Source organism: Phaeobacter gallaeciensis (assembly GCF_001678945.1).
Classification (GTDB): Bacteria; Pseudomonadota; Alphaproteobacteria; order Rhodobacterales; family Rhodobacteraceae; genus Phycobacter; species Phycobacter gallaeciensis_A.
The window spans coordinates 470547-491136 of the sequence record NZ_CP015124.1 but is presented as its reverse complement, the minus strand read 5'-3'; the positions used below and the strand labels follow the sequence as shown (position 1 = coordinate 491136).

At 60.2% G+C, this 20590-nt stretch carries 22 protein-coding genes; 16 read left to right on the top strand and 6 right to left on the bottom strand.

The window, feature by feature from the left end; translation table 11 throughout:
• The first annotated feature begins 9 nt into the window (after positions 1 to 9).
• The 3 genes from JL2886_RS02295 to JL2886_RS02285 all read left to right on the top strand — a co-directional run bounded on the left by JL2886_RS02295 (position 10) and on the right by JL2886_RS02285 (position 4489).
• Positions 10 to 402 carry a hypothetical protein gene (locus JL2886_RS02295; RefSeq protein WP_065270540.1) on the top strand — a complete coding sequence of 131 codons (393 nt, stop codon included), beginning with the start codon at positions 10 to 12 and terminating at the stop codon, positions 400 to 402.
• Positions 402 to 3083: a sensor histidine kinase gene (locus JL2886_RS02290; RefSeq protein ID WP_065270539.1), complete on the top strand. Its 2682-nt coding sequence runs from the start codon at positions 402 to 404 to the stop codon at positions 3081 to 3083. Before JL2886_RS02295 ends, JL2886_RS02290 begins: the two co-directional genes overlap by 1 nt.
• Positions 3084 to 3163: 80 nt before the next feature.
• Positions 3164 to 4489, top strand: coding sequence for a FliM/FliN family flagellar motor switch protein (locus JL2886_RS02285; protein WP_065270538.1), 1326 nt, complete (start codon positions 3164 to 3166; stop codon positions 4487 to 4489).
• Between the two features lie 277 nt (positions 4490 to 4766).
• On the opposite strand, the gene JL2886_RS02280 is transcribed toward JL2886_RS02285, so the two are convergent.
• The 4 genes from JL2886_RS02280 to JL2886_RS02265 all read right to left on the bottom strand — a co-directional run bounded on the left by JL2886_RS02280 (position 4767) and on the right by JL2886_RS02265 (position 7037).
• Positions 4767 to 5192, bottom strand: a complete 426-nt coding sequence (locus tag JL2886_RS02280; protein ID WP_065270537.1) for a TIGR01244 family sulfur transferase — start codon at positions 5190 to 5192, stop codon at positions 4767 to 4769.
• A 10-nt stretch (positions 5193 to 5202) separates the two neighbouring features.
• On the bottom strand, positions 5203 to 5634 hold the full coding sequence (locus JL2886_RS02275) for a DUF6691 family protein (protein ID WP_065270536.1): 432 nt from the start codon (positions 5632 to 5634) through the stop codon (positions 5203 to 5205).
• Positions 5634 to 6062 (bottom strand): YeeE/YedE family protein, encoded by a 429-nt coding sequence (locus JL2886_RS02270; RefSeq protein WP_065270535.1) that lies wholly within the window; start codon positions 6060 to 6062, stop codon positions 5634 to 5636. Before JL2886_RS02270 ends, JL2886_RS02275 begins: the two co-directional genes overlap by 1 nt.
• A 111-nt stretch (positions 6063 to 6173) precedes the next feature.
• Positions 6174 to 7037 carry an MBL fold metallo-hydrolase gene (locus JL2886_RS02265; protein WP_082995971.1) on the bottom strand — a complete coding sequence of 288 codons (864 nt, stop codon included), beginning with the start codon at positions 7035 to 7037 and terminating at the stop codon, positions 6174 to 6176.
• Between the two features lie 327 nt (positions 7038 to 7364).
• Here JL2886_RS02265 and JL2886_RS02260 point away from each other — a divergent pair, with 327 nt between their 5' ends.
• Positions 7365 to 7580 carry a hypothetical protein gene (locus tag JL2886_RS02260; protein WP_065270533.1) on the top strand — a complete coding sequence of 72 codons (216 nt, stop codon included), beginning with the start codon at positions 7365 to 7367 and terminating at the stop codon, positions 7578 to 7580.
• 128 nt (positions 7581 to 7708) lie between these two features.
• On the opposite strand, the gene JL2886_RS02255 is transcribed toward JL2886_RS02260, so the two are convergent.
• Positions 7709 to 7927, bottom strand: a complete 219-nt coding sequence (locus JL2886_RS02255) for a hypothetical protein (RefSeq protein ID WP_065270532.1) — start codon at positions 7925 to 7927, stop codon at positions 7709 to 7711.
• Positions 7928 to 8141: 214 nt separating this feature from the next.
• On the opposite strand from JL2886_RS02255, the gene JL2886_RS02250 reads away from it, so the two are divergent.
• From JL2886_RS02250 to preA, 5 genes are all read left to right on the top strand, one after another.
• Positions 8142 to 8405, top strand: a complete 264-nt coding sequence (locus JL2886_RS02250) for a DUF2312 domain-containing protein (protein WP_065270531.1) — start codon at positions 8142 to 8144, stop codon at positions 8403 to 8405.
• Between the two features lie 213 nt (positions 8406 to 8618).
• On the top strand, positions 8619 to 9017 hold the full coding sequence (locus JL2886_RS02245; protein ID WP_065270530.1) for a RidA family protein: 399 nt from the start codon (positions 8619 to 8621) through the stop codon (positions 9015 to 9017).
• A gap of 120 nt (positions 9018 to 9137) precedes the next feature.
• A complete protein-coding gene (locus JL2886_RS02240; protein ID WP_065270529.1) occupies positions 9138 to 9782 on the top strand; it encodes a cupin domain-containing protein in 645 nt (214 codons plus the stop codon).
• A 152-nt stretch (positions 9783 to 9934) separates the two neighbouring features.
• A complete protein-coding gene (locus JL2886_RS02235; RefSeq protein ID WP_065270528.1) occupies positions 9935 to 11269 on the top strand; it encodes an NAD(P)-dependent oxidoreductase in 1335 nt (444 codons plus the stop codon).
• A gap of 54 nt (positions 11270 to 11323) precedes the next feature.
• Positions 11324 to 12628, top strand: coding sequence for an NAD-dependent dihydropyrimidine dehydrogenase subunit PreA (preA, locus tag JL2886_RS02230; protein WP_065270527.1), 1305 nt, complete (start codon positions 11324 to 11326; stop codon positions 12626 to 12628).
• 87 nt (positions 12629 to 12715) lie between these two features.
• On the opposite strand, the gene JL2886_RS02225 is transcribed toward preA, so the two are convergent.
• On the bottom strand, positions 12716 to 13330 hold the full coding sequence (locus tag JL2886_RS02225; protein ID WP_065270526.1) for a TetR family transcriptional regulator C-terminal domain-containing protein: 615 nt from the start codon (positions 13328 to 13330) through the stop codon (positions 12716 to 12718).
• Positions 13331 to 13586: 256 nt separating this feature from the next.
• Between JL2886_RS02225 and JL2886_RS02220 the strand changes: the two genes are divergently transcribed.
• The 7 genes from JL2886_RS02220 to JL2886_RS02190 all read left to right on the top strand — a co-directional run bounded on the left by JL2886_RS02220 (position 13587) and on the right by JL2886_RS02190 (position 20588).
• Entirely contained in the window at positions 13587 to 14837 is a 1251-nt protein-coding gene (locus tag JL2886_RS02220; protein WP_065270525.1) for a Zn-dependent hydrolase, read from the top strand.
• A gap of 57 nt (positions 14838 to 14894) precedes the next feature.
• On the top strand, positions 14895 to 15215 hold the full coding sequence (locus tag JL2886_RS02215) for a hypothetical protein (RefSeq protein WP_065270524.1): 321 nt from the start codon (positions 14895 to 14897) through the stop codon (positions 15213 to 15215).
• A 38-nt stretch (positions 15216 to 15253) separates the two neighbouring features.
• On the top strand, positions 15254 to 16708 hold the full coding sequence (gene hydA / locus JL2886_RS02210; protein ID WP_065270523.1) for a dihydropyrimidinase: 1455 nt from the start codon (positions 15254 to 15256) through the stop codon (positions 16706 to 16708).
• Between the two features lie 68 nt (positions 16709 to 16776).
• Positions 16777 to 17589, top strand: coding sequence for an ABC transporter ATP-binding protein (locus tag JL2886_RS02205; RefSeq protein WP_065270522.1), 813 nt, complete (start codon positions 16777 to 16779; stop codon positions 17587 to 17589).
• Positions 17590 to 17622: 33 nt separating this feature from the next.
• Complete coding sequence (locus JL2886_RS02200; protein WP_065270521.1) at positions 17623 to 18540, top strand: ABC transporter permease; 918 nt, start codon at positions 17623 to 17625, stop codon at positions 18538 to 18540.
• Positions 18537 to 19382: an ABC transporter permease gene (locus tag JL2886_RS02195; RefSeq protein WP_065270520.1), complete on the top strand. Its 846-nt coding sequence runs from the start codon at positions 18537 to 18539 to the stop codon at positions 19380 to 19382. The genes JL2886_RS02200 and JL2886_RS02195 overlap by 4 nt, the downstream gene beginning before the upstream one ends.
• A gap of 219 nt (positions 19383 to 19601) precedes the next feature.
• Positions 19602 to 20588 carry an ABC transporter substrate-binding protein gene (locus JL2886_RS02190; RefSeq protein WP_065270519.1) on the top strand — a complete coding sequence of 329 codons (987 nt, stop codon included), beginning with the start codon at positions 19602 to 19604 and terminating at the stop codon, positions 20586 to 20588.
• Positions 20589 to 20590 lie beyond the last annotated feature (2 nt).

Genomic DNA, 20590 nt, shown 5'->3' with positions numbered 1-20590 from the left:
GGGGCGATCATGATCCGGGGCGATGGGGCCGGGCGGCAGGATGAGATCTCTGCTCCCTTTGTCGAGCGGCGCACCTATCGCCGCCGCCGCCTGATGGATATTGCCCGGCTGTTGCCCATCCTGGGCGCCTTGCTGTTCCTGATGCCTTTGATGTGGCCCGACCCCGATCCCTATCCTGCGCCGGGCAGCCATGGGGGCATGGCGATGTCCTCGGCCATCATCTATATCTTTGTGGTCTGGGCGATCCTGATCGCGGTCAGCCTTGCCTTTGGAGAAGCGGTGCGCCGCTGGGCCGAACACTGGACCGCAGGCGGGCATTCCGAAGCTGAGCCCTATCAGGCACCGGACGCGGCGGTTGGTTCTGGGACAGAGCAGGGCAGCGCAGAGGCTCCGCGCGACTGATGGCCTCTCTCAATGTTCTGGTCCTGGTCTGTTTTACCTATGTTGCGCTGCTATTTCTTGTGGCCTTTCTTGCGGACCGGATGGCCAGTCGGGGGCGCAGTGCCGCCTGGATGCGCTCGCCGCTGACCTATACGCTGTCACTGTCGATCTATTGCACCGCCTGGACCTTTTATGGCGCGGTGGGATACGCAGCGCGGTCGGGGCTGGAATTCATCACCATCTATCTGGGGCCGACGCTGGTCATGCTGGGCTGGTGGTGGGGGTTGCGCAAACTGGTGCGGGTCGGGCGCAGTCAGCGCGTCACCTCCATCGCCGACCTTCTATCGGCGCGCTATGGCAAGTCCAATACGCTGGCCATCGGCGTGACCATCTTGGCCGTTATCGGGGTGACGCCATATATTTCACTGCAATTGCAGTCCATTACCCTGTCTTTTTCAATCTTCGCCGAGGCTGACCACCTGCGCGGATATAACGAGACCAAGACGGTATTCTGGGTCTCGGCGGGCCTTGCCGTCTTTGCTATCCTGTTCGGCACCCGTAACCTCAATGCCAACGAGCGCCACCACGGGGTGGTGACGGCGATTGCGCTGGAGGCGGTGGTCAAGCTGGTCGCCCTGCTGGCAGTGGGGATCTTCGTGGTCTGGGGCATCGCTGGCGGGCTGCCCGAGACCTTTGCGCGGATTGATGCCTCGCGTATTGGCCAGTGGCAGGTGGACGGGGGCCGCTGGGCCACCATTACCTTCCTTGCCGCTGCCGCCTTTGTTTGCCTGCCGCGCATGTTTCAGGTCATGGTCGTCGAAAACGAGGACGAGCGTCATCTGCGCATAGCGGCCTGGGCATTTCCGACCTACCTGCTGCTCATGTCGATGTTCGTGGTGCCCATCGCCGCCATCGGGCTTGAGCTGCTGCCGACGGGGGCGAACCCGGATCTTTTCGTTCTGACGCTGCCGCTGCATCAGGGGCAGCAGAACCTTGCGATGCTGTCTTTCCTTGGCGGTTTTTCCTCGGCAACCTCGATGGTGATCGTCGCGGCTATGGCCCTGTCGACCATGGTGTCGAACCATATCGTGATGCCGATCTGGCTGCGGCTGCAGGGCGCGGCGGGGGCCTCGGTCTCGGGCGATGTGCGTGATGTGGTGCTGTTTACCCGCCGTGTGACCATCGCGGTGATCATGGCGCTGGGGTACTTCTATTACACGCTGTCCGGTGGCGGCGCCGCGCTGGCGGCGATCGGCCTGATTTCCTTTGCCGGGGTGGCGCAGATGCTGCCGGCGCTGGTGGGCGGCTTGTTCTGGCGCGGCGCCACCCGTAGCGGCGCCCTGGCAGGGCTGACCGTCGGCTTTGGCATCTGGGCCTATACCATGCTGCTGCCGACCCTCGGCGGCGGTGTTCTACCCGATGCGGTGCTCGCCGAAGGTCTGTTCGGCCTGTCATGGCTGCGCCCGCACGCCCTTTTCGGGATAGAGGCGCTCGACCCCACGGTGCATGCCGTCCTTTGGTCCATTGGGCTCAATGCCGTGGTGTTCTGCATCGTGTCGCTGGCCAGTTTCCCGAGCCCGATGGAGCGGCTGCAGGGCGCGCAATTCGTCAATGTCTTCGATCATTCATCCGGCCCGCGCGGCTGGACCGGCTCGGTGGCGCAGAGCGAAGACCTGATGGTGATGTCGCAAAGGATTCTGGGCGCCACCGAGGCACAGGCATTCTTCCAGCGCGAACTGGCCCGGCAGGGCGGTCGGGGCAGCCTTCCAGAGCCGACGCCGGTGTTCCTTGAACGGCTGGAACGCGAACTCAGCGCGTCGATCGGGGCGGCCGCAGCGCACGCTATGATCGGTCAGATCGTTGGTGGCTCTTCCGTTTCGGTTGAGGATCTTTTGGCGGTGGCGGATGAGACGGCGCAGATGCTGGAATATTCGAACCGTTTGGAAATGCAGTCTGCCGAATTGTCCAGGACGGCGCGCAAGCTGCGGGAAACCAACGAAAAACTAACGCAGATTTCGCGCCAGAAGGATGCTTTCCTCAGCCAGGTCAGCCACGAATTGCGCACGCCGATGACCTCGATCCGGGCCTTTTCCGAAATCCTGCGGGACGATGATACCCTGGCGCAGGAGGGTAAGGCCCGATATGCGACCATCATCCATGACGAGGCGTTGCGGCTAACGCGCCTGCTGAACGATCTGCTGGATCTCAGCGTGCTGGAAAGCGGTCAGGTCAGCCTCAACATGACCCGTGGCACGCTGAAAGAGGTGCTGGATCATGCGGTTTCCACAGCCGTAGCGGGATTTGATACCCCAATGCGGGTGCTGCGGGATCCTGCAAGTGAAGATATTAAGATTTCATCGGATCTGGACCGGCTGGCGCAGGTCTTTATCAACCTGATCGCCAATGCCCAGAAATACTGCGATGCGGAACATCCGGAGCTGAGCATCCACGTGTCCCGTGAGGGCTCGCAGGTGCTGATCGATTTCATCGACAACGGCAGCGGCATTCCGCCCGAGTTCCAGCAGATGATTTTCGAGAAGTTTTCGAGGGTTAGCCCGGAGCGGGCTGGCGGAGCCGGACTGGGACTGGCGATCTGCCGCGAGATTGTGCAGCGCCTGGATGGCGATATTTCCTATCTTGCAGGCGCCTCTGGCGGCGCCTTCCGGGTAACCCTTTCCGGTATCCGTGAAAAAGCCGCATAAAGCCCAGAAATAAAGATCTTGGTAACCCTCCGTAGTCTAAAACAGAGACAACAGGCGCTAAGGGTTCAGGTTCACGACGTATGTCTGACACGACGACACAGGATTCGACAGGAAGCAAGCCAGGGGTTCTTGCCCGCAAGCTGGCGGCAACCAAAGAGGGGTCGGGAGCATTCAGCAGTTCGCTGACGCTCAAGGCGCTGCGGCGGTCGCTTGCGCGGGCAGCAGCCGAGCTGTGCGAACTGCCGCTTGCGGTTCTGGCTGCACGCCAGGTGAACCGTGCGTCGGATGAACTGCCCGAGATGCTGTCTGACAAGCATCTGTTGGTTGTTCTGGATGGCCCTGATGGCCGTCTTGGCGCTGCGACAATGGACGCCGCCCTCGTCACTGCTCTGATCCAGAAGCAGACCATTGGTCAGGTCATGGGGAAAACCCCTACAGAGCGGCATTACACACCGACCGATGCTGCGATGACGGCCGACTTCCTCGAAAGCGCCTTGAAAAAGGTGGTCGTGATGTTGGAAGGCCAATCCGACCAGGCCATCTTCTCTGGCTATCAGTTTGGCGCCCAAGTCGAGGACCTGCGCAGTCTGGCCCTGGGGCTTGAAGCCGACGATTATCGCGTTCTGACCCTTACTGTTGATCTGGCCATCGGCGCCATGCAGGGCGAATTGAACCTGATCCTGCCCGAACCCACGCCCGAGGAACTGGGCAAGGGGGGCGGCTCCGGTCCGTCGCTTGGGCGCAACCTTGGGGCCATGCGGGCCGAATTGTCCGCCGTTCTTTGCAAGATGCGGGTGCCGCTCAACGAATTTTCCGGATTGAAGACTGGCGATCTGCTGCCGCTGGATCAGGCATTCCTTTATGAAACGGATCTTCAGGCGGTTAGCGGTCAGTCGATCGCTCAAGGGCGCCTTGGGCAGTTGAATGGAGCGCGCGCGGTTCGCCTCAATCAGCCGCGCACCAAGCTGGTGAATGACATGGAAGCGGATCAAGCCGGGTTTGCAGATGGTGTCGGGGCTGACGCCATGCCTGCCGCCGCTGACGAAATGCCCACGCTTGATCTTGGCATTGCAGCCGAGGATCTGCAGGACCCCCTGGACAGCGGCATGGGCGGCGGTGGTCTCGGTTCCGGTCTGGGTGGTGATTTCGATACCGGCGGTCTGGGCGATATGAACAACCTTGGTGGTGACCTCGGCTCCGATATGGGGGGAGATCTGGGTGCGGACCTGGAGAACGATTTTGCGGCGGCCCTTGGAGGAGGAGATCTTGGCGGCAACTTCGGCGGGGATCTGGGCGGTGGCCTCGGAGGCGATTTGCCCGCGTTGCCGGACACCGGGATGGATGAGTTCAACCCGGATGATGCTGCGGCGGAAATATCCAAACTGGCTGGACTTGGCTCTGGCTGACAAGGCGATCACGGCAGGCGCAGCTGAACTGCGGCCTCCCGACCCGTTCGCAACAGGATGAGCGAAACACGAGCCCGGCATGTTTAGATGCCGGGTTTTGCTATTTGGGGGCACTCCTCGCAAATGCCAGAGGGGGGGGGCATGATCCGCAGTTCGCCCCTCGATGTCAGAGCAATGAAAAAGACCCCAGCCGTAGGGCTGAGGTCTTTGAGTGTTGTGAGTGATGGTCTTAATAGTTGGGGGTGGGAAATAATTCTTTGATCTGTCTCGCGTCGGCTCAGGACTTGCCCGCAGCCTCAAGCGCAGGACGCAAACCATCCAGCGCGTAACCCGCCGCCGCTGTTTTGGCGAGGATCTCGTCGGTGGACATCTCCTGCGCCTGACCCAGCGCCCAGACTACCGAAGAGCGGGTGCCCGATGCGCAATAGGCCAGCACCTGACCTTCGGCGCCTTCGAAAAGCTCGCGCTGGCGCGCGACGTTTTCCGGCGTCATGGTCTGATGCGTCAGCGGCAATTCTTCAAAGCGCAGCCCGGCAGCCTCGGCCGCGGCGCGGATGGCAGCGGCCTGATGGCTCGGCTGAACCTCAGAATCGGGGCGGTTGCAGATCACCAGTTTGAAGCCGGCTTCGGCGATTGCGGGAATGTCTTCGACCGAAATTTGCGGCGAGACGGCGTAGCGGGGCGTTATGTCACGAGCTTGCATGGGCAATCCTTTACGCCTTTGCGGCCATCCGGTCCAGTTGCACGCCGATCGGCGCCGAAGCCAGCATACCGGCCGACATGGCAGCAAGGAAAATCAGCCCACCCCAGCCGTTGTAGGTCAAAGACGCGAGTGCCGGACCCGGGCACAGACCGGCCAGGCCCCAGCCCATGCCGAACAGAACCGAACCGGTGATCAGCCGGTGATCCAGTTCCGGACGCGGAAGGGTCGGGAAATCGCCGCCCACCAGCGGTTTGCGGCCATGGGTCAGACGCCAGGCAAAGAACATCGGAATAACGGCGCCGCCCATCACGAAGGCCAGGGTCGGGTCCCAGTTGCCAAAGACATCAAGCCAGCCCTGCACCTTGGTGGTGTCGGTCATGCCGGAAATGAAAAGTCCGCCGCCAAACAGGCTGCCTGCGATAAGAGAAAGAAGAATACGCATCAGATCAGCCCCAGAACGTGACGGAAAATGGCCAGGGTCAGACCACCGGCCAGAATGTAGAAAACGGTGGCAACGATGCCGCGCAGGGACAGGCGGGAAATTCCGCATACCCCGTGGCCGGAGGTGCAGCCATTTGCGATACGGGTTCCGACGCCAACCAGAAGGCCGGCCGCAATGATCACACCAACATTGGTGGTCATATGGGTGTCGATCTCAACGTTATAGATCGGCCAGAGGATCAGCGGGGTGACGATCACGCCGACCAGAAAAGCCAGCCGTTCCCACAGGGTGTTCCAGCCGCTGCCATCGATGAGCCCGCCAAAAATACCACTGGCGCCCATGATCCGGCCATTGCCCAAAAGGTAGACGGCACCGCCGAGGCCGATAATACCGCCTCCGACGAGGCCCCAGATCCAGTCTGTTTCCATTGTTCGCGTTTCCTTGGTCTTTGCGCTGCGGATATTCGTGCTGACAGCGCGTGTTTTGAAGCTGCAGCGCCGGGCCAACAGGGGCGCGGCGCTGCAACCGGGGTTCTGGTGTTAGATCTTGTTGACCGGGATCTTCAGGAAGACATCGCCCTGATCGTCCGGCTCGGGCATCTGGCCTGCGCGCATATTGACCTGCAGCGACGGCAGGATCAGCCGGGGCATGCCCAGCGTCGCGTCGCGGGCATCGCGCATCGACACGAAGTCTTCGACGCTTTTGCCCTGACCAATGTGAATGTTCAGCGCTTTCTGCTCTCCGACCGTGGTTTCCCAAGCGTATTCGTCCCGGCCCGGCGCCTTGTAGTCGTGGCCGACGAAAATGCGGGTTTCATCGGGCAGGGCCAGAATCTTCTGGATCGAGTTGAACAGCGTTTCGGACGAGCCGCCGGGGAAGTCGCAGCGTGCGGTGCCGAAATCGGGCATGAACAGCGTATCGCCGACAAAGGCGGCATCGCCGATAACATAGGTCAGGCAGGCCGGTGTGTGACCGGGGGTGTGCAGCACTTCGCCCCGCAGCTGGCCGATCATGAAGGTATCACCTTCCTTGAACAGCTGATCGAACTGGCTGCCGTCGCGCTGGAATTCGGTGCCTTCGTTGAAGACCTTGCCGAAGGTATCCTGGACGATGGTGATGTTCTCACCGATGCCGATCTTGCCGCCCAGGCGCTCTTGCAGATAGGGCGCGGCCGACAGGTGGTCGGCGTGCACGTGGCTTTCCAGGATCCACTCGGTTTTCAAACCTTCCGCGGTGATCCAGTCGATGATTTCATCCGCCGAGCTGGTGTCGGTCCGGCCTGCCGCATGATCGAAATCCAGAACCGAATCGATAATGGCACAGGCGCTGCCGTTGGGATCGCGGACAACATAGGAAACAGTATTGGTCGCTTCGTCGAAGAAGGCTTTGACGATAGGATTCATGATGGGGCTCTCCCTTGCGTTTCACTATACATATGTTGAAATCAGAATGTGTTTCAACCCTTCGCGTGTGGTTAACTTAGCTGTCCCGGTGGCAGGGCGGTGTTGATCTGGCTCAATCGCGTCCAGAACCGGGTCCTGTAGGGGCGCAAAACATCTATCCGGGACTGCTGTTTTTGCCGGTATTTTGGCCGATATATTGCCTGTCTGCTGTGCAATTTGCCCGATATTGCGCCAACCTCCGCCGATGATGACTCAAATCAAGGAGTTTTGCTGTATTTCTGTTTCAAACCCCTGCCAGAATGTTCCGCACGACAGGGAGGATGAAACATGACAGACGCAGTTTTGCTGCAGAATGCGCAGCATCTTGAAAAACAGATTCGCACCGCATCGGGGCCGGCACGTGAACGGCTGGTGGATGAATTCTTCAGCGCGCTGACCCGGCTGCGCGCTTCGGGCTCGGCCATTCCGGGCACCCTGCGCCGGGTCAAGGCCAAGCTGGAAGAAGAAGCGGTGGAAGATCAGTTCGACAATATGCCGGTCTGAGCTGCCACCACGCGGAGCGGTCATTTCAAAACTTGTAAGCAACGAAAAAGCGGATCCTTGGTAGGGTCCGCTTCAGGCGTTTTGCAGGTTCTATTGCAGGGGGCCTTGGAGTGCGCGCAGGGCAGGGGTCAGGACAGGAAAATTCCGACCATGACCAGCATCAGCCCGATCACCGACAGCAGCAAAGCGCCAAGGTTCAGCGGTAGCACGGATTGCACCACGGCGCGCAGCGCCTCGTCGTCCAGTTTCTGTCGCCGCGCCTTTGCGACGCGCAGGATGCACCAGACCAGCCCCAAGAGACCGCCCACGGACAGGGCCGCGCCCACCCAGACAAGGATTTCAAACATGCCAGTCTCCTGCGGTTTGCATGCTGCTGCGGGTAGCGGATTGGCCTTGTGGATGCAAGATGCTTGCAGGCTGAGACAGGTATCAGGGGCCCGCGCAGCGCGCAAAACATCGCCCGAAGGCACAATGACGGGCTTTCCCGGCTTGCGGTGATCAGGCCGGACCGCTATCCCCTTTTATCGACCGCAATGACATGCCTTGCTGACGGAGCCGCACATGGATCTGACCGAAGACGAAAAGAGTGAAAACTACCGGGTGACCGCCGGGGAACTGCGCCAGTTCATCGAACGTTTCGAACGTCTGGACGCAGAAAAGAAGGACATCGCCGAACAGCAAAAAGAGGTGATGGCCGAAGCCAAGGCGCGCGGCTATGACACCAAGGTCATGCGCAAAGTTATCGCCCTGCGCAAGCGGGACAAGGACGACATCGCCGAAGAAGAGGCGGTGCTGGACATGTATAAAGAAGCGCTTGGCATGTAACTGCCAGCCGCTTTGCAGATTGAATTCTACCGCGCATCTCCTTTGGGTGCGCGGTTTTTCTTTGGCCCCTGGTATCAGCGCCGCAGGGCGCTGCACGGAAGCCGCCTGTTATGCAAATCGCTTCAGGTATGAAATTTTAAGCTTGAAATACTTTGCGCGCTGGCGGATATTGCCAGCAGCACTGCAAACAGAACCGAATTGAGGAGACAGGCAATGCCCGCAATCAATGTGCACCCCGAAGGCTGGAAGCCGGCCAAGGGCTATGCCAATGGCATGGTCGCCGAGGGCAAACTGCTGTTCGTTGGCGGGCAGATCGGCTGGACCGCAGATCAGGTCTTTGAGGCCAAAGACTTTATCGGTCAGATGAGCCAGGCGCTGCGCAATATCCTCGATGTGGTCGAGACCGCGGGCGGCGCGGCCAGCGATATCACCCGGCTGACATGGTATGTCACCGACAAGGCGGAATATATGGCGCATCAGGCCGAAGTGGGCAAAGCCTACCGTGACGTGATGGGCTATCACTTCCCAGCCATGACGATGGTTGTGGTCTCGGCGCTGGTCGAGGATGAAGCCAAGGTCGAGATCGAAGCCACTGCGGTTCTTTCGAACTGATCTCTCTGCCGGGCCAGATGCCTTTGGTTTTTGGCCCGCCGACACACAATTTGGTGAATTCGGTTGGAAATTCCCCCGGGATACCCCAGATCTGTCCCCGACAGATGAGGGGAGTCACAGATGCGGATCAATGCCGATTTTTCACAGCGTGTCGCGGTTCATTTTGACGATATTCCCTGGGTGCAAAGCCCGGCTGCCGGGGTCGAGCGGAAGATGCTTGACCGGATCGGCGAGGAAGTTGCCCGCGCCACGACTATCGTGCGCTTTGCGCCGGGCTCGTCCTTTTCCGCGCATACCCATGACGGCGGCGAGGAATACCTCGTGCTGGACGGCGTATTTCAGGACGAAACGGGGGACTTCCCGGTTGGCTCCTACGTGCGCAACCCGCCCACGTCCCGCCACGCGCCAGCGGCCGCAGATGGCGCGATGATCCTGGTGAAACTGCACCAGTTCGATCCCGAAGACCGCCAGACTGTTCATGTCGACACCACTGAGGCGCAGGATCCGCACCTGCCGCTTTACTCCGATCCGCACGAGGATGTGTGTTTGGTGAACTGGGCCCCCGGGCTGGAAGTCTCCTTCACGGCCGAGGGCGGCGCTGAGCTGTTTGTGCTGGAAGGAAGCTATCAGGATGGGGATGAAACCTTTGGCCGCTGGGACTGGCTACGCCTTCCGCCGGGCGGGCAACTGGATGCCAAAGCGGGTCCAGATGGGGCGCGTGTCTGGATCAAATCGGGGCATCTGACCGAGATGGGGAAAAACTAGGCAAGCCTCATTCGTAATATAAATCAACAGCATGTCGGCCATTCCTCAGAATTGGCCGATATTTTTTGGCTCATCGAAAATTTTACCAGTTGATAAAAAAACAAACTGTGGCACTCTGACTTGCAGAAAAATAACAGTCAGGGAGACACCCAATGGCGAGTAGCCATCAGGCATCCGGGATCCAGGCTGGACGTTTGTCCGCCCCAGAGATCGCCGAGAATTTCGGGGATCTGCATGCCCCCTATGATCAGCACGAAGCCGCCGTTGCCGCGGATCGTTGCTATTTCTGCTATGACGCGCCCTGCATGACGGCCTGTCCGACCTCGATCGATATTCCGCAGTTCATCCGCGAAATTCAGGCCGGACATCCGACATCTGCGGCAAAGACCATTCTGGATCAGAACATCCTTGGCGGCATGTGCGCCCGCGTCTGCCCGACCGAGACCCTGTGCGAAGAGGTCTGCGTGCGCGAAACCGCCGAAGGCAAGCCGGTGGAGATCGGCCGTCTGCAGCGCTATGCCACCGATACGCTTATGGCCAAGGGCGAGCATCCCTTCACCCGCGCCGAGGCGACGGGCAAGCGCGTTGCGGTTGTCGGCGCCGGTCCTGCGGGCCTGTCGGCCGCGCACCGTCTGGCGATGCTCGGGCACGACGTCACCGTCTATGACAGCAAGGACAAGGCCGGCGGTCTGAACGAATTCGGTATTGCCGCCTACAAGTCCACCAATGATTTTGCCGCACGCGAAGTTGACTGGCTGCTGCAGATCGGCGGTATTTCAATGGAATACGGCAAAAAGCTCGGGTCGGAGTTGTCGCTTGAGGCGCTGAAAGGCGACTTTGACGCGGTGTTCCTGTCTATCGGTCTTGGCGGCGTCAACGCGCTGCGCAGCGAAGGCGAAGACAAGGATGGCGTGCGCGATGCGGTGGATTTCATCGCCGATCTGCGTCAGGCTGATGATCTGACCACGCTGCCTGTCGGTCGCAATGTCGTGGTCATTGGCGGCGGCATGACCGCGGTCGATGCGGCTGTGCAGTCGAAACTGCTGGGCGCCGAAAACGTCACCATCGCCTATCGCCGTGGCCGTGATGCCATGGGCGCCAGCCGGTTTGAACAGGATCTGGCGGCCTCCAAGGGCGTCAAGCTGATGTTCAACGTGATGCCCAAGGCGATCCACGGCAACGGCGCCGCAGCCGAGATTGAGCTGGAATACACAGAGGTCAAGGATGGCCGCGTAACCGGCACTGGCGAGACCCTGCGCCTGGCAGCGGATCAGGTCTACAAGGCGATCGGTCAGACCCTTGAGGGACAGCCCGACGGGCTGGAAATCGACGGTGGCAAGATCAAGGTCTCGGAAACCGGGCGGACCTCGGTTGCAGGTGTCTGGGCCGGGGGCGACTGTGCCTCGGGTGGCGAAGACCTGACCGTGACCGCCGTGGCCGAGGGCCGCGATGCCGCAATGGACATTCATTCCAGCCTGATGGGCTAAGCCAGCCCGCTGTTCCGGTAGGGACAGCAGGCGAGCATGAAAAGGAACAGATAAATGGCTGATCTGACAACTGAATTTCTGGGGATCAAATCTCCGAACCCGTTCTGGCTGGCCTCGGCGCCGCCGACCGACAAGGAATACAACGTCCGCCGCGCCTTTGAGGCTGGCTGGGGCGGTGTGGTCTGGAAGACCCTCGGCTCCGAAGGCCCGCCAGTGGTCAACGTCAACGGGCCGCGTTATGGCGCGATCTGGGGCGCGGACCGGCGTCTGCTGGGTCTCAACAACATTGAGCTGATCACCGACCGCAGCCTTGAGACCAACCTTGAGGAAATCACCCGCGTCAAGAAGGACTATCCGGACCGCGCGGTGATCGTCTCCATCATGGTGCCTTGCGAGGAAGAAGCCTGGCAGGCGATCCTGCCCAAGGTCGAAGCCACCGGCGCGGACGGGATCGAACTGAACTTTGGCTGCCCTCACGGTATGGCCGAACGTGGCATGGGCTCTGCCGTGGGGCAGGTGCCGGAATACATCCAGATGGTCACGGAATGGTGCAAGAAATACTATTCCAAGCCGGTGATCGTGAAGCTGACGCCGAACATCACCGATGTGCGCTTCCCGGCCCGCGCGGCCAAGGCAGGCGGCGGCGATGCGGTGAGCCTGATCAACACCATCAATTCCATCGTCTCGGTTGACCTCGACAACATGGCGCCCGAGCCGACCATCGGCGGCAAGGGTACCCACGGTGGCTATTGCGGCCCGGCGGTAAAGCCGATTGCCATGAACATGGTTGCGGAAATCGCCCGCGACCCGCAGACACATGGCCTGCCGATCTCGGCCATCGGCGGCGTCACCACCTGGAAAGATGCGGCTGAATTCATGGCGCTTGGCGCGGGCAACGTTCAGGTCTGCACCGCGGCGATGACCTATGGCTTCAACGTGGTGAAAGAGATGATCTCGGGCCTGTCCACCTGGATGGACGAAAAGGGCTACACCTCGACCCAGGACTTCATCGGCATGGCGGTTCCGAACGTGACCGACTGGCAGTATCTGGATCTGAACTATGTCGCCAAGGCGAAGATCAGCCAGGATGACTGCATCAAATGCGGTCGCTGCTTTGCCGCCTGCGAAGACACCTCGCACCAGGCCATCGAGATGAGCGAAGACCGCACATTCACGGTGAAAGATGACGAATGCGTCGCCTGTAACTTGTGTGTCAACGTCTGCCCGGTCGAAGGCTGCATCACCATGGAAGAGGTGCCCGCCGGTCAGGTCGATCTGCGCACCGGCAAGGTGGTGTCGGATCAATACGCCAACTGGACGACGCATCCGAACAACCCCTCGGCCACGGCTGCTGAGTGAGCTTTCGCCCTTAACAATCTGATAACAAATAAAGAGGGGCGCCCGGTGCGGGCGCCCCTTTTGCTGTTTCGGGTGGTGCGACGTGGTTTAACCCGTTGGCGTCAGCATGCGTCGATAGAAGGTGTCCAGAAACGCAGGTGCTGCCTCGAACGGATCTTCTTCTCCCATCAGGGTGCGGACCTGAACGTCGAAATCCGCATAGTGCTGGGTCAGCGACCAGATCGAAAAAATCAAATGTTTGGGGTGGCTGGGCTGCAGTTTTCCCGCGTCCATCCAGCCTTGGATCACGGCAGCTTTTTCCTCGACCAACTGTTTCAGATCGGTCGAGAGCGCCTCCAGCATCCGCGGCGCGCCTTGCACGATTTCGTTGGCAAACAGGCGGCTTTCGCGGGGGAAGTCCTGGCTCATCTGCAATTTGCGCTGCACATAGGCCAGCATTTCCTCCAGCGGCTCACCCTCGGGATCCAGTTCCCGCAAGGGGTCCAGCCAGGTATCCAGAAGTTCCGAGAGCAGCGCGGTGAAAATCGCCTCTTTCGACGGGAAATAGTACAGCAGATTTGGCTTCGACAGCCCGGCCTCACCCGCGATCTGATCCACGGTGGCGCCACGGAAACCATGGGTGGAAAACACCTCAAGCGCGGCGTCGAGGATGGCGGCGCGATTCTTTTTCTGAATGCGGGTTGGGGATCTGTCCTTGGGCATTGGCGGGTTTTCTGTCCTTGGGTGTCCGGGCGTCGGAAGAACGCCTCTATTTCACACATTTCACCTGTAAACCAAGTGTTTTCCCAGTCCTGGTGACGCAATTTCTTGACTGACTGCGCCCTCATGGTAGCTTGAGTTTGACCAGTTGGTCAAATCCGGTCCGAAAAGACTTTGACCAACGCTTCAAAGCCACCAAAATGGCGCCAAGCCAAAAATAGCCCGCAAAACAGACGGGACCAACAGGAAGGAAGCTGCGATGACGTCGCTTGGACAGAATCTGAAGATCAATGGCGATCGGCTGTGGGACAGTCTGATGGAGATGGCCAAGATCGGCCCCGGCGTTGCGGGCGGCAACAACCGTCAGACCCTGACCGATGAAGATGCCGAAGGGCGCGCCTTGTTCCAGAAATGGTGCGAGGATGCCGGATGCACCATGGGGTTGGACCAGATGGGCAATATGTTTGCCCGCCGCGAAGGCACTGATCCCGATGCGCTGCCGGTCTATGTGGGTTCGCACCTTGATACCCAGCCAACGGGCGGCAAATACGACGGCGTGCTTGGTGTTTTGGGCGGCCTCGAATTAATCCGCTCGCTCAACGATATGAATATCAAGACAAAACACCCCATTGTGGTGACCAATTTCACCAATGAGGAAGGCACCCGTTACGCCCCGGCGATGCTGTCGTCCGGGGTTTTTGCCGGCATCCATACACAGGACTGGGCCTATGACCGCGAAGACGCGGAAGGCAAGAAATTCGGTGATGAGCTGAAGCGGATCGGCTGGCGCGGCGACGAAGAAGTTGGTGCCCGCAAGATGCACGCCTTCTTTGAGCTGCATATCGAACAGGGCCCGATCCTTGAGGCCGAAGGCAAGGATATTGGCGTTGTCACCCATGGGCAGGGGCTGAGCTGGACGCAGGTGACGATCACCGGCAAGGATGCGCACACCGGGTCGACCCCGATGCCGATGCGCCGCAATGCCGGCCTTGCCATGGCGCGGGTGCTGGATGCGGTGGACGAAATCGCATGGTCCCATGCGCCGCATGCGGTTGGCGCAGCGGGTCATATCGATGTCTTCCCCAATTCGCGCAACGTGATCCCCGGCAAAGTGGTTTTCACTGTCGATTTCCGCAGCCCCGAGCTGGAGGTGATCGAGGACATGGAGCTGCGCCTGCGGGAGCAGGGACAGGAAATCGCTGATGCCATGGGCGTTGAGATCGAGTTCGAAAAAGTCGGCGGCTTTGACCCGGTGAAATTCGATGATGCCTGCGTGACGGCAGTGCGCAGCGCCGCCGAGCGGCTGGGCTATTCCCACCTCGACATTATCTCGGGCGCCGGCCATGATGCCTGCTGGATCAACCGCGTGGCACCGACCGCAATGGTCATGTGCCCCTGTGTCGACGGGCTAAGCCACAATGAAGCCGAAGAGATCAGCAAGGACTGGGCCGAAGCAGGGGCAAACGTCCTGTTCCACGCCGTGGTCGAAACCGCTGAGATCGTGGAATAATCCGGTGACCCTCAAGCCCATGTTCCGGACCCTGCTGTTGCGGCGGATGGTCCTACGGTGATCGGCGCCGACCTCTCCATCCCCGATCGGATCAAACATCTGATCGAGACGGAGGTCGCCGAATTCCCGATCACCAGTAACGTGGGCTTTAAAACCCTTGCCGCCTTTCGCAGCGCGCTGTGCGAGCCGGAAGAGGTCACCGTCAATTTTTCCGGCGGCCTGACACAGGACTGTTGGGCCGTCACCCAGCCGAATGGCGACTACCGGGTGATATATCTGCCGCTGGCGGGCTACTTCTCGCTTTGCGTTGAATCTGTTTTCGGCCCGCTCGACATCGGCGTACACGGACATGCAATCGGTTGTTTCAGTTCAGTCTGAAACGGATCGAACATATAAATAACAGGGAGTTAGAAACCATGAGTAAAGTCATCAAGAACGGGACCATCGTCACGGCTGACCTCACCTACAAGGCCGACGTGCTGATCGAAAACGGTGTGATCACCGAAATCGGCCCCGATCTGAAGGGTGACGAGCAGTTGGACGCGACCGGCTGTTACGTGATGCCGGGCGGGATCGACCCGCACACCCATCTGGAAATGCCTTTCATGGGGACCTATTCCTCGGATGATTTCGAAAGCGGCACCCGCGCAGGTCTGGCGGGCGGCACCACCATGGTTGTCGACTTTGCCCTGCCGAACCCGGGCGAAAGCCTGCTGGATGCGCTGAAACGCTGGGACAACAAATCGACCCGCGCCAACTGCGACTATTCCTTCCACATGGCCGTGACATGGTGGGGCGAGCAGGTCTTTGACGAGATGAAGACCGTGATCGAAACCCGCGGCATCAACACCTTCAAGCATTTCATGGCCTATAAAGGCGCGCTGATGGTGAACGATGATGAGCTGTACTCCTCGTTCCAGCGCCTGTCGGAACTGGGCGGTATCGCCATGGTGCACGCTGAAAACGGCGATGTGGTGGCCGAGCTGAGCGCCAAACTGCTGGCCGAGGGCAACAACGGCCCAGAGGGGCACGCTTATTCCCGCCCGCCGCAAGTCGAGGGCGAGGCCACCAACCGTGCCATCATGATCGCCGATATGGCCGGTGTGCCGCTTTACGTGGTGCATACCTCCTGCGAGGACAGCCACGAGGCCATCCGCCGTGCCCGCATGCAGGGCAAACGCGTCTGGGGCGAGCCGCTGATTCAGCACCTGACGCTGGATGAAAGCGAGTATTTCAACCAGGACTGGGATCACGCCGCCCGCCGGGTGATGTCGCCGCCGTTCCGCAACAAAAAGCATCAGGACAGCCTCTGGGCGGGCCTTCAGTCCGGCTCGCTGTCGGTGGTGGCCACCGACCACTGCGCCTTCTCGACCGAGCAGAAACGCTATGGCGTTGGCGATTTCACCAAGATCCCGAATGGCACCGGCGGCCTTGAAGACCGTATGCCGATGCTGTGGACCCACGGTGTTGAAACCGGCCGCCTGACGCCGAATGAATTCGTGGCCGTCACCTCGACCAACATCGCCAAGATCCTGAATTGCTATCCGAAAAAAGGTGCGGTTCTGGTGGGCGCCGATGCCGATCTGGTGGTTCTGGACCCGAACAAGACCAAGACCATCAGCGCCGAGACACAGCAGTCCTCCATCGACTACAACGTCTTTGAAGGCAAAGAGGTCAAAGGCCTGCCGCGCTTTACCCTGACGCGCGGCCATGTCGCCGTCTACGACGGGGAGATCCGCACGCAGGAAGGCCACGGCAAGTTCGTCGAGCGCGAGGCCAACACCACCGTCAACAAGGCGCTGTCGACCTGGAAAGAGCTGTCCGCGCCGCGTCCGGTCGAACGGTCCGGTATTCCGGCAACCGGCGTGTAATTGTTATCAAACAGGAGACGGGCCTCCGCACATGGGGGCCCGGCCTCCCGTCCTATTAAGGCAACGACATGAACAACGAAACGACTACCCAGGCCGGATCCCCCCAGGCCGTCGTCGAAGCGCGCAACCTGGACCTGGTGTTTGAAACCAACGACGGGCCGGTGCAGGCGCTGAAGGATGTAAACCTCACCATCAACAAGGGAGATTTCGTCAGCTTCATCGGCCCCTCGGGCTGCGGCAAGACCACCTTTCTGCGGGTGATGGCGGCGCTGGAACACCCGACCGGTGGCAGCATCACGGTTAACGGCATGACCCCGGATGAGGCGCGCCAGAAACGCGCCTATGGCTATGTGTTTCAGGCGGCGGGTCTTTATCCCTGGCGCACCATCGCCAAGAACATCAAGCTGCCGCTTGAGATCATGGGATACTCCAGGGAAGAGCAGGACAAGCGCGTCGCGCAGGTCCTTGAATTGGTGGAGCTTTCCGGTTTTGGCGGCAAATACCCCTGGCAATTGTCCGGCGGGATGCAGCAGCGGGCCAGTATCGCCCGGGCGCTGGCCTTTGATGCCGATATCCTGCTGATGGACGAACCCTTTGGCGCGCTGGATGAGATCGTGCGCGACCACCTCAACGAACAGCTGCTGAAGCTTTGGGCGCGCACGGACAAGACCATCGGTTTTGTCACCCACTCGATCCCCGAGGCGGTGTACCTCAGCACCAAGATCGTGGTGATGTCGCCGCGTCCGGGCCGGATCACCGATGTGATCGAAAGCACCCTGCCAAAGGAACGGCCGCTCGATATTCGTGACAGTCAGGAATTTATCGACATCGCGCACCGGGTGCGTGAGGGTCTGCGCGCGGGGCATTCCGATGACGCATGACCGCACGTTGATCCCGAATGGGGAGGGCAGGGCATGAAGAGCTTTTTTGCCGTTCTCACCGTTGTCGCTGCCATCATTGCCTTCTGGTACGCCGCCTGCGTTCCGATGAACATCAAGGGCGTTCTGGATCAGGCAGAGAGGGCAGGGGCCGAAATCACTCCGGCGACTGCCAAGGAACGCCGCGATATGGGCACCTTTGGGCTGGTGGCGAAGAACACATTTGCCATTGGAGACACCTGGGCGCAGGATCGCCCGCGTCTGCCCGCGCCGCATCAGGTCGCGGCAGAGCTGTGGAAAACCACAGTCCAGAAAAAGGTCACCTCGAAACGCAGCCTGATCTACCACGGGCAGGTGACGCTCTCCGCGACGCTGCTGGGTTTTGCCATCGGCACGGGCCTGGGGATCCTTCTGGCCGTGGGTATCGTGCATTCTAAGGTGATGGATATGTCGGTGATGCCCTGGGCCATTGTCAGCCAGACCATTCCGATCATCGCTCTGGCACCAATGATCATCGTGGTGCTTTATTCCATAGGCGTTCAGGGGATCCTGCCAAAAGCGATCATCTCGGCCTATCTCAGTTTCTTCCCGGTCGTTGTTGGCATGGTAAAGGGCTTGCGCAGCCCCGATAGCATGCAACTCGACCTGTTGAAGACCTACAGTGCGAGCACATCGCAGGGCTTCTGGAAGCTCCGGTTGCCGTCCTCGCTGCCGTATCTCTTTGCTTCGCTCAAGATCGGCATCGCTGCCTCGCTGGTGGGTGCCATCGTCGGGGAACTCCCGACTGGTGCGGTTGCGGGCCTTGGCGCGCGGCTTCTGGCGGGCAGCTACTATGGGCAGACGGTGCAGATCTGGTCGGCGCTGTTCGCAGCGGCCATTCTTGCGGCGCTTCTGGTGGCGCTTCTGGGTCTGATCGAACGGGTTGTTCTTAAACGCATGGGGATGAGCGCATGATCGAAGTTGTTTTTGCTGCTCTGGTCTGGATTGCGGGCTGGTGGATCAACAGCCGTTTTGCCAATAGTCCCGCGGCCAAGACACAAGCTGTGAAGCTGGCCGTTCCGCTGATCTTTGGCGTGACCGTGCTGATCGTCTGGGAACTGCTGGTACGAGGGCTTGAGGTTTCCATGGTGATCCTGCCCGCGCCTTCGCTGATCGCGGCGCGTTTTGCCACCTCGATCCCGATCCTGTGGCAGGATTTCTCCCAGACCTTCATCAAGGGGGCTTTGTCCGGCTACATCATGGGCTGCGTGGCAGCGCTGCTGATGGCGGTGGCTGTGGATCGCAGCGACTTCCTGCGCCGGGGGCTGCTGCCCGTGGGTAACTTTGTCGCGGCCCTGCCGATTGTTGGTACCGCGCCCATTCTGGTGATGTGGTTCGGCTTTGACTGGCAGTCCAAGGCGGCGGTTGTCGTGGTGATGGTTTTCTTCCCGATGCTGGTGAACACGGTTGCCGGTCTTCGGGAAACCTCGGCCATGCAGCGCGACCTGATGCAAACCTACGCGGCCAGCTATTGGCAGAGCTTTTTCAAGCTGCGCCTGCCGGCCGCACTGCCCTTCATCTTCAACGGGTTGAAGATTTCAACGACGCTGGCGCTGGTGGGCGCAATCGTTGCGGAGTTCTTCGGCTCGCCCACCGTGGGCATGGGCTTCCGGATTTCCACCAGTGTCGGCCAGCTGGCGCTGGATATGGTATGGGCCGAAATCCTGGTGGCCGCGCTGGCCGGGTCCGCCTTTTACGGCGTGATCGCACTGGTCGAGAAAACACTGACCTTCTGGCACCCTTCGCAGCGGGGTTGAAGAGTGATCCACCATCCGGAAATACGTCTTCGGGTGGTGGCAAGAACGGCGCTGCGGCCCATGGTTGAACGGAAAAAATGCCGCGCATAACATGGGCGCAGCGCGCTGCTTAATACTTGCGCGCGGGCAGCGATGCCCAAGTTTGATATAGTAAAAAAACTTTGAACAAATGGTCAAATTCGCGCAAGCTCTATCCATAACAACAGGGAGAACCTACCAATGAAACACATTCTGACAGCCGCCGCGCTGGCGCTTGGCGCAGCCGGAGCCGCGCAGGCAGCCGACGACGTTAAGCTGCAGTTGAAATGGGTGACACAGGCACAGTTCGCTGGCTATTACGTGGCGCTCGACAAAGGGTTTTACGAAGAAGAAGATCTGAACGTCACCATCCTGCCTGGCGGCCCGGACATCGCTCCGACGCAGGTGATCGCAGGGGGCGGCGCTGACGTGACCGTCGAATGGATGCCTGCCGCGCTGGCAGCCCGCGAAAAGGGCCTGCCGCTGGTCAATATCGCACAGCCGTTCAAATCCTCGGGCATGATGCTGACCTGCTGGAAAGACACCGGCATTTCCGAGCCTGCGGACCTGGCCAATCGGACCCTGGGCGTGTGGTTCTTCGGCAATGAGTTCCCCTTCATGAGCTGGATGAGCAAGCTGGGCATTTCCACCGAAGGCAAGGGGGAGATGGGCGTCGAAGTGCTGAAGCAGGGCTTCAACGTGGACCCGCTGCTGCAGCGTCAGGCCGACTGCATCTCGACCATGACCTACAACGAATACTGGCAGGTCATTGACGCAGGCGTCTCCCCGGATGAGCTGGTGACCTTCAAGTACGAAGATCAGGGTGTCGCGACGCTGGAAGACGGTCTTTATGTGCTTGAGGAAAACCTCAGCGACGAAGCCTTTACCGACAAGATGGAGCGTTTCGTGCGCGCCTCGATGAAAGGCTGGAAATACGCCGAGTCGAACCCGGATGAAGCGGCTGAGATCGTTCTGGACAACGACGCCTCGGGCGCACAGACCGAAATGCACCAGAAGCGCATGATGAGCGAAGTTGCCAAGCTGACTGCAGGCAGCAACGGCGCGCTGGATGTGGCCGACTATGAGCGTACGGTTGAAACCCTGCTGACAGGCGGTTCTGCCCCGGTGATCACCAAGACGCCCGAAGGCGCCTGGACCCATGCCATCACCGATGCAGCCCTGAAATGAGG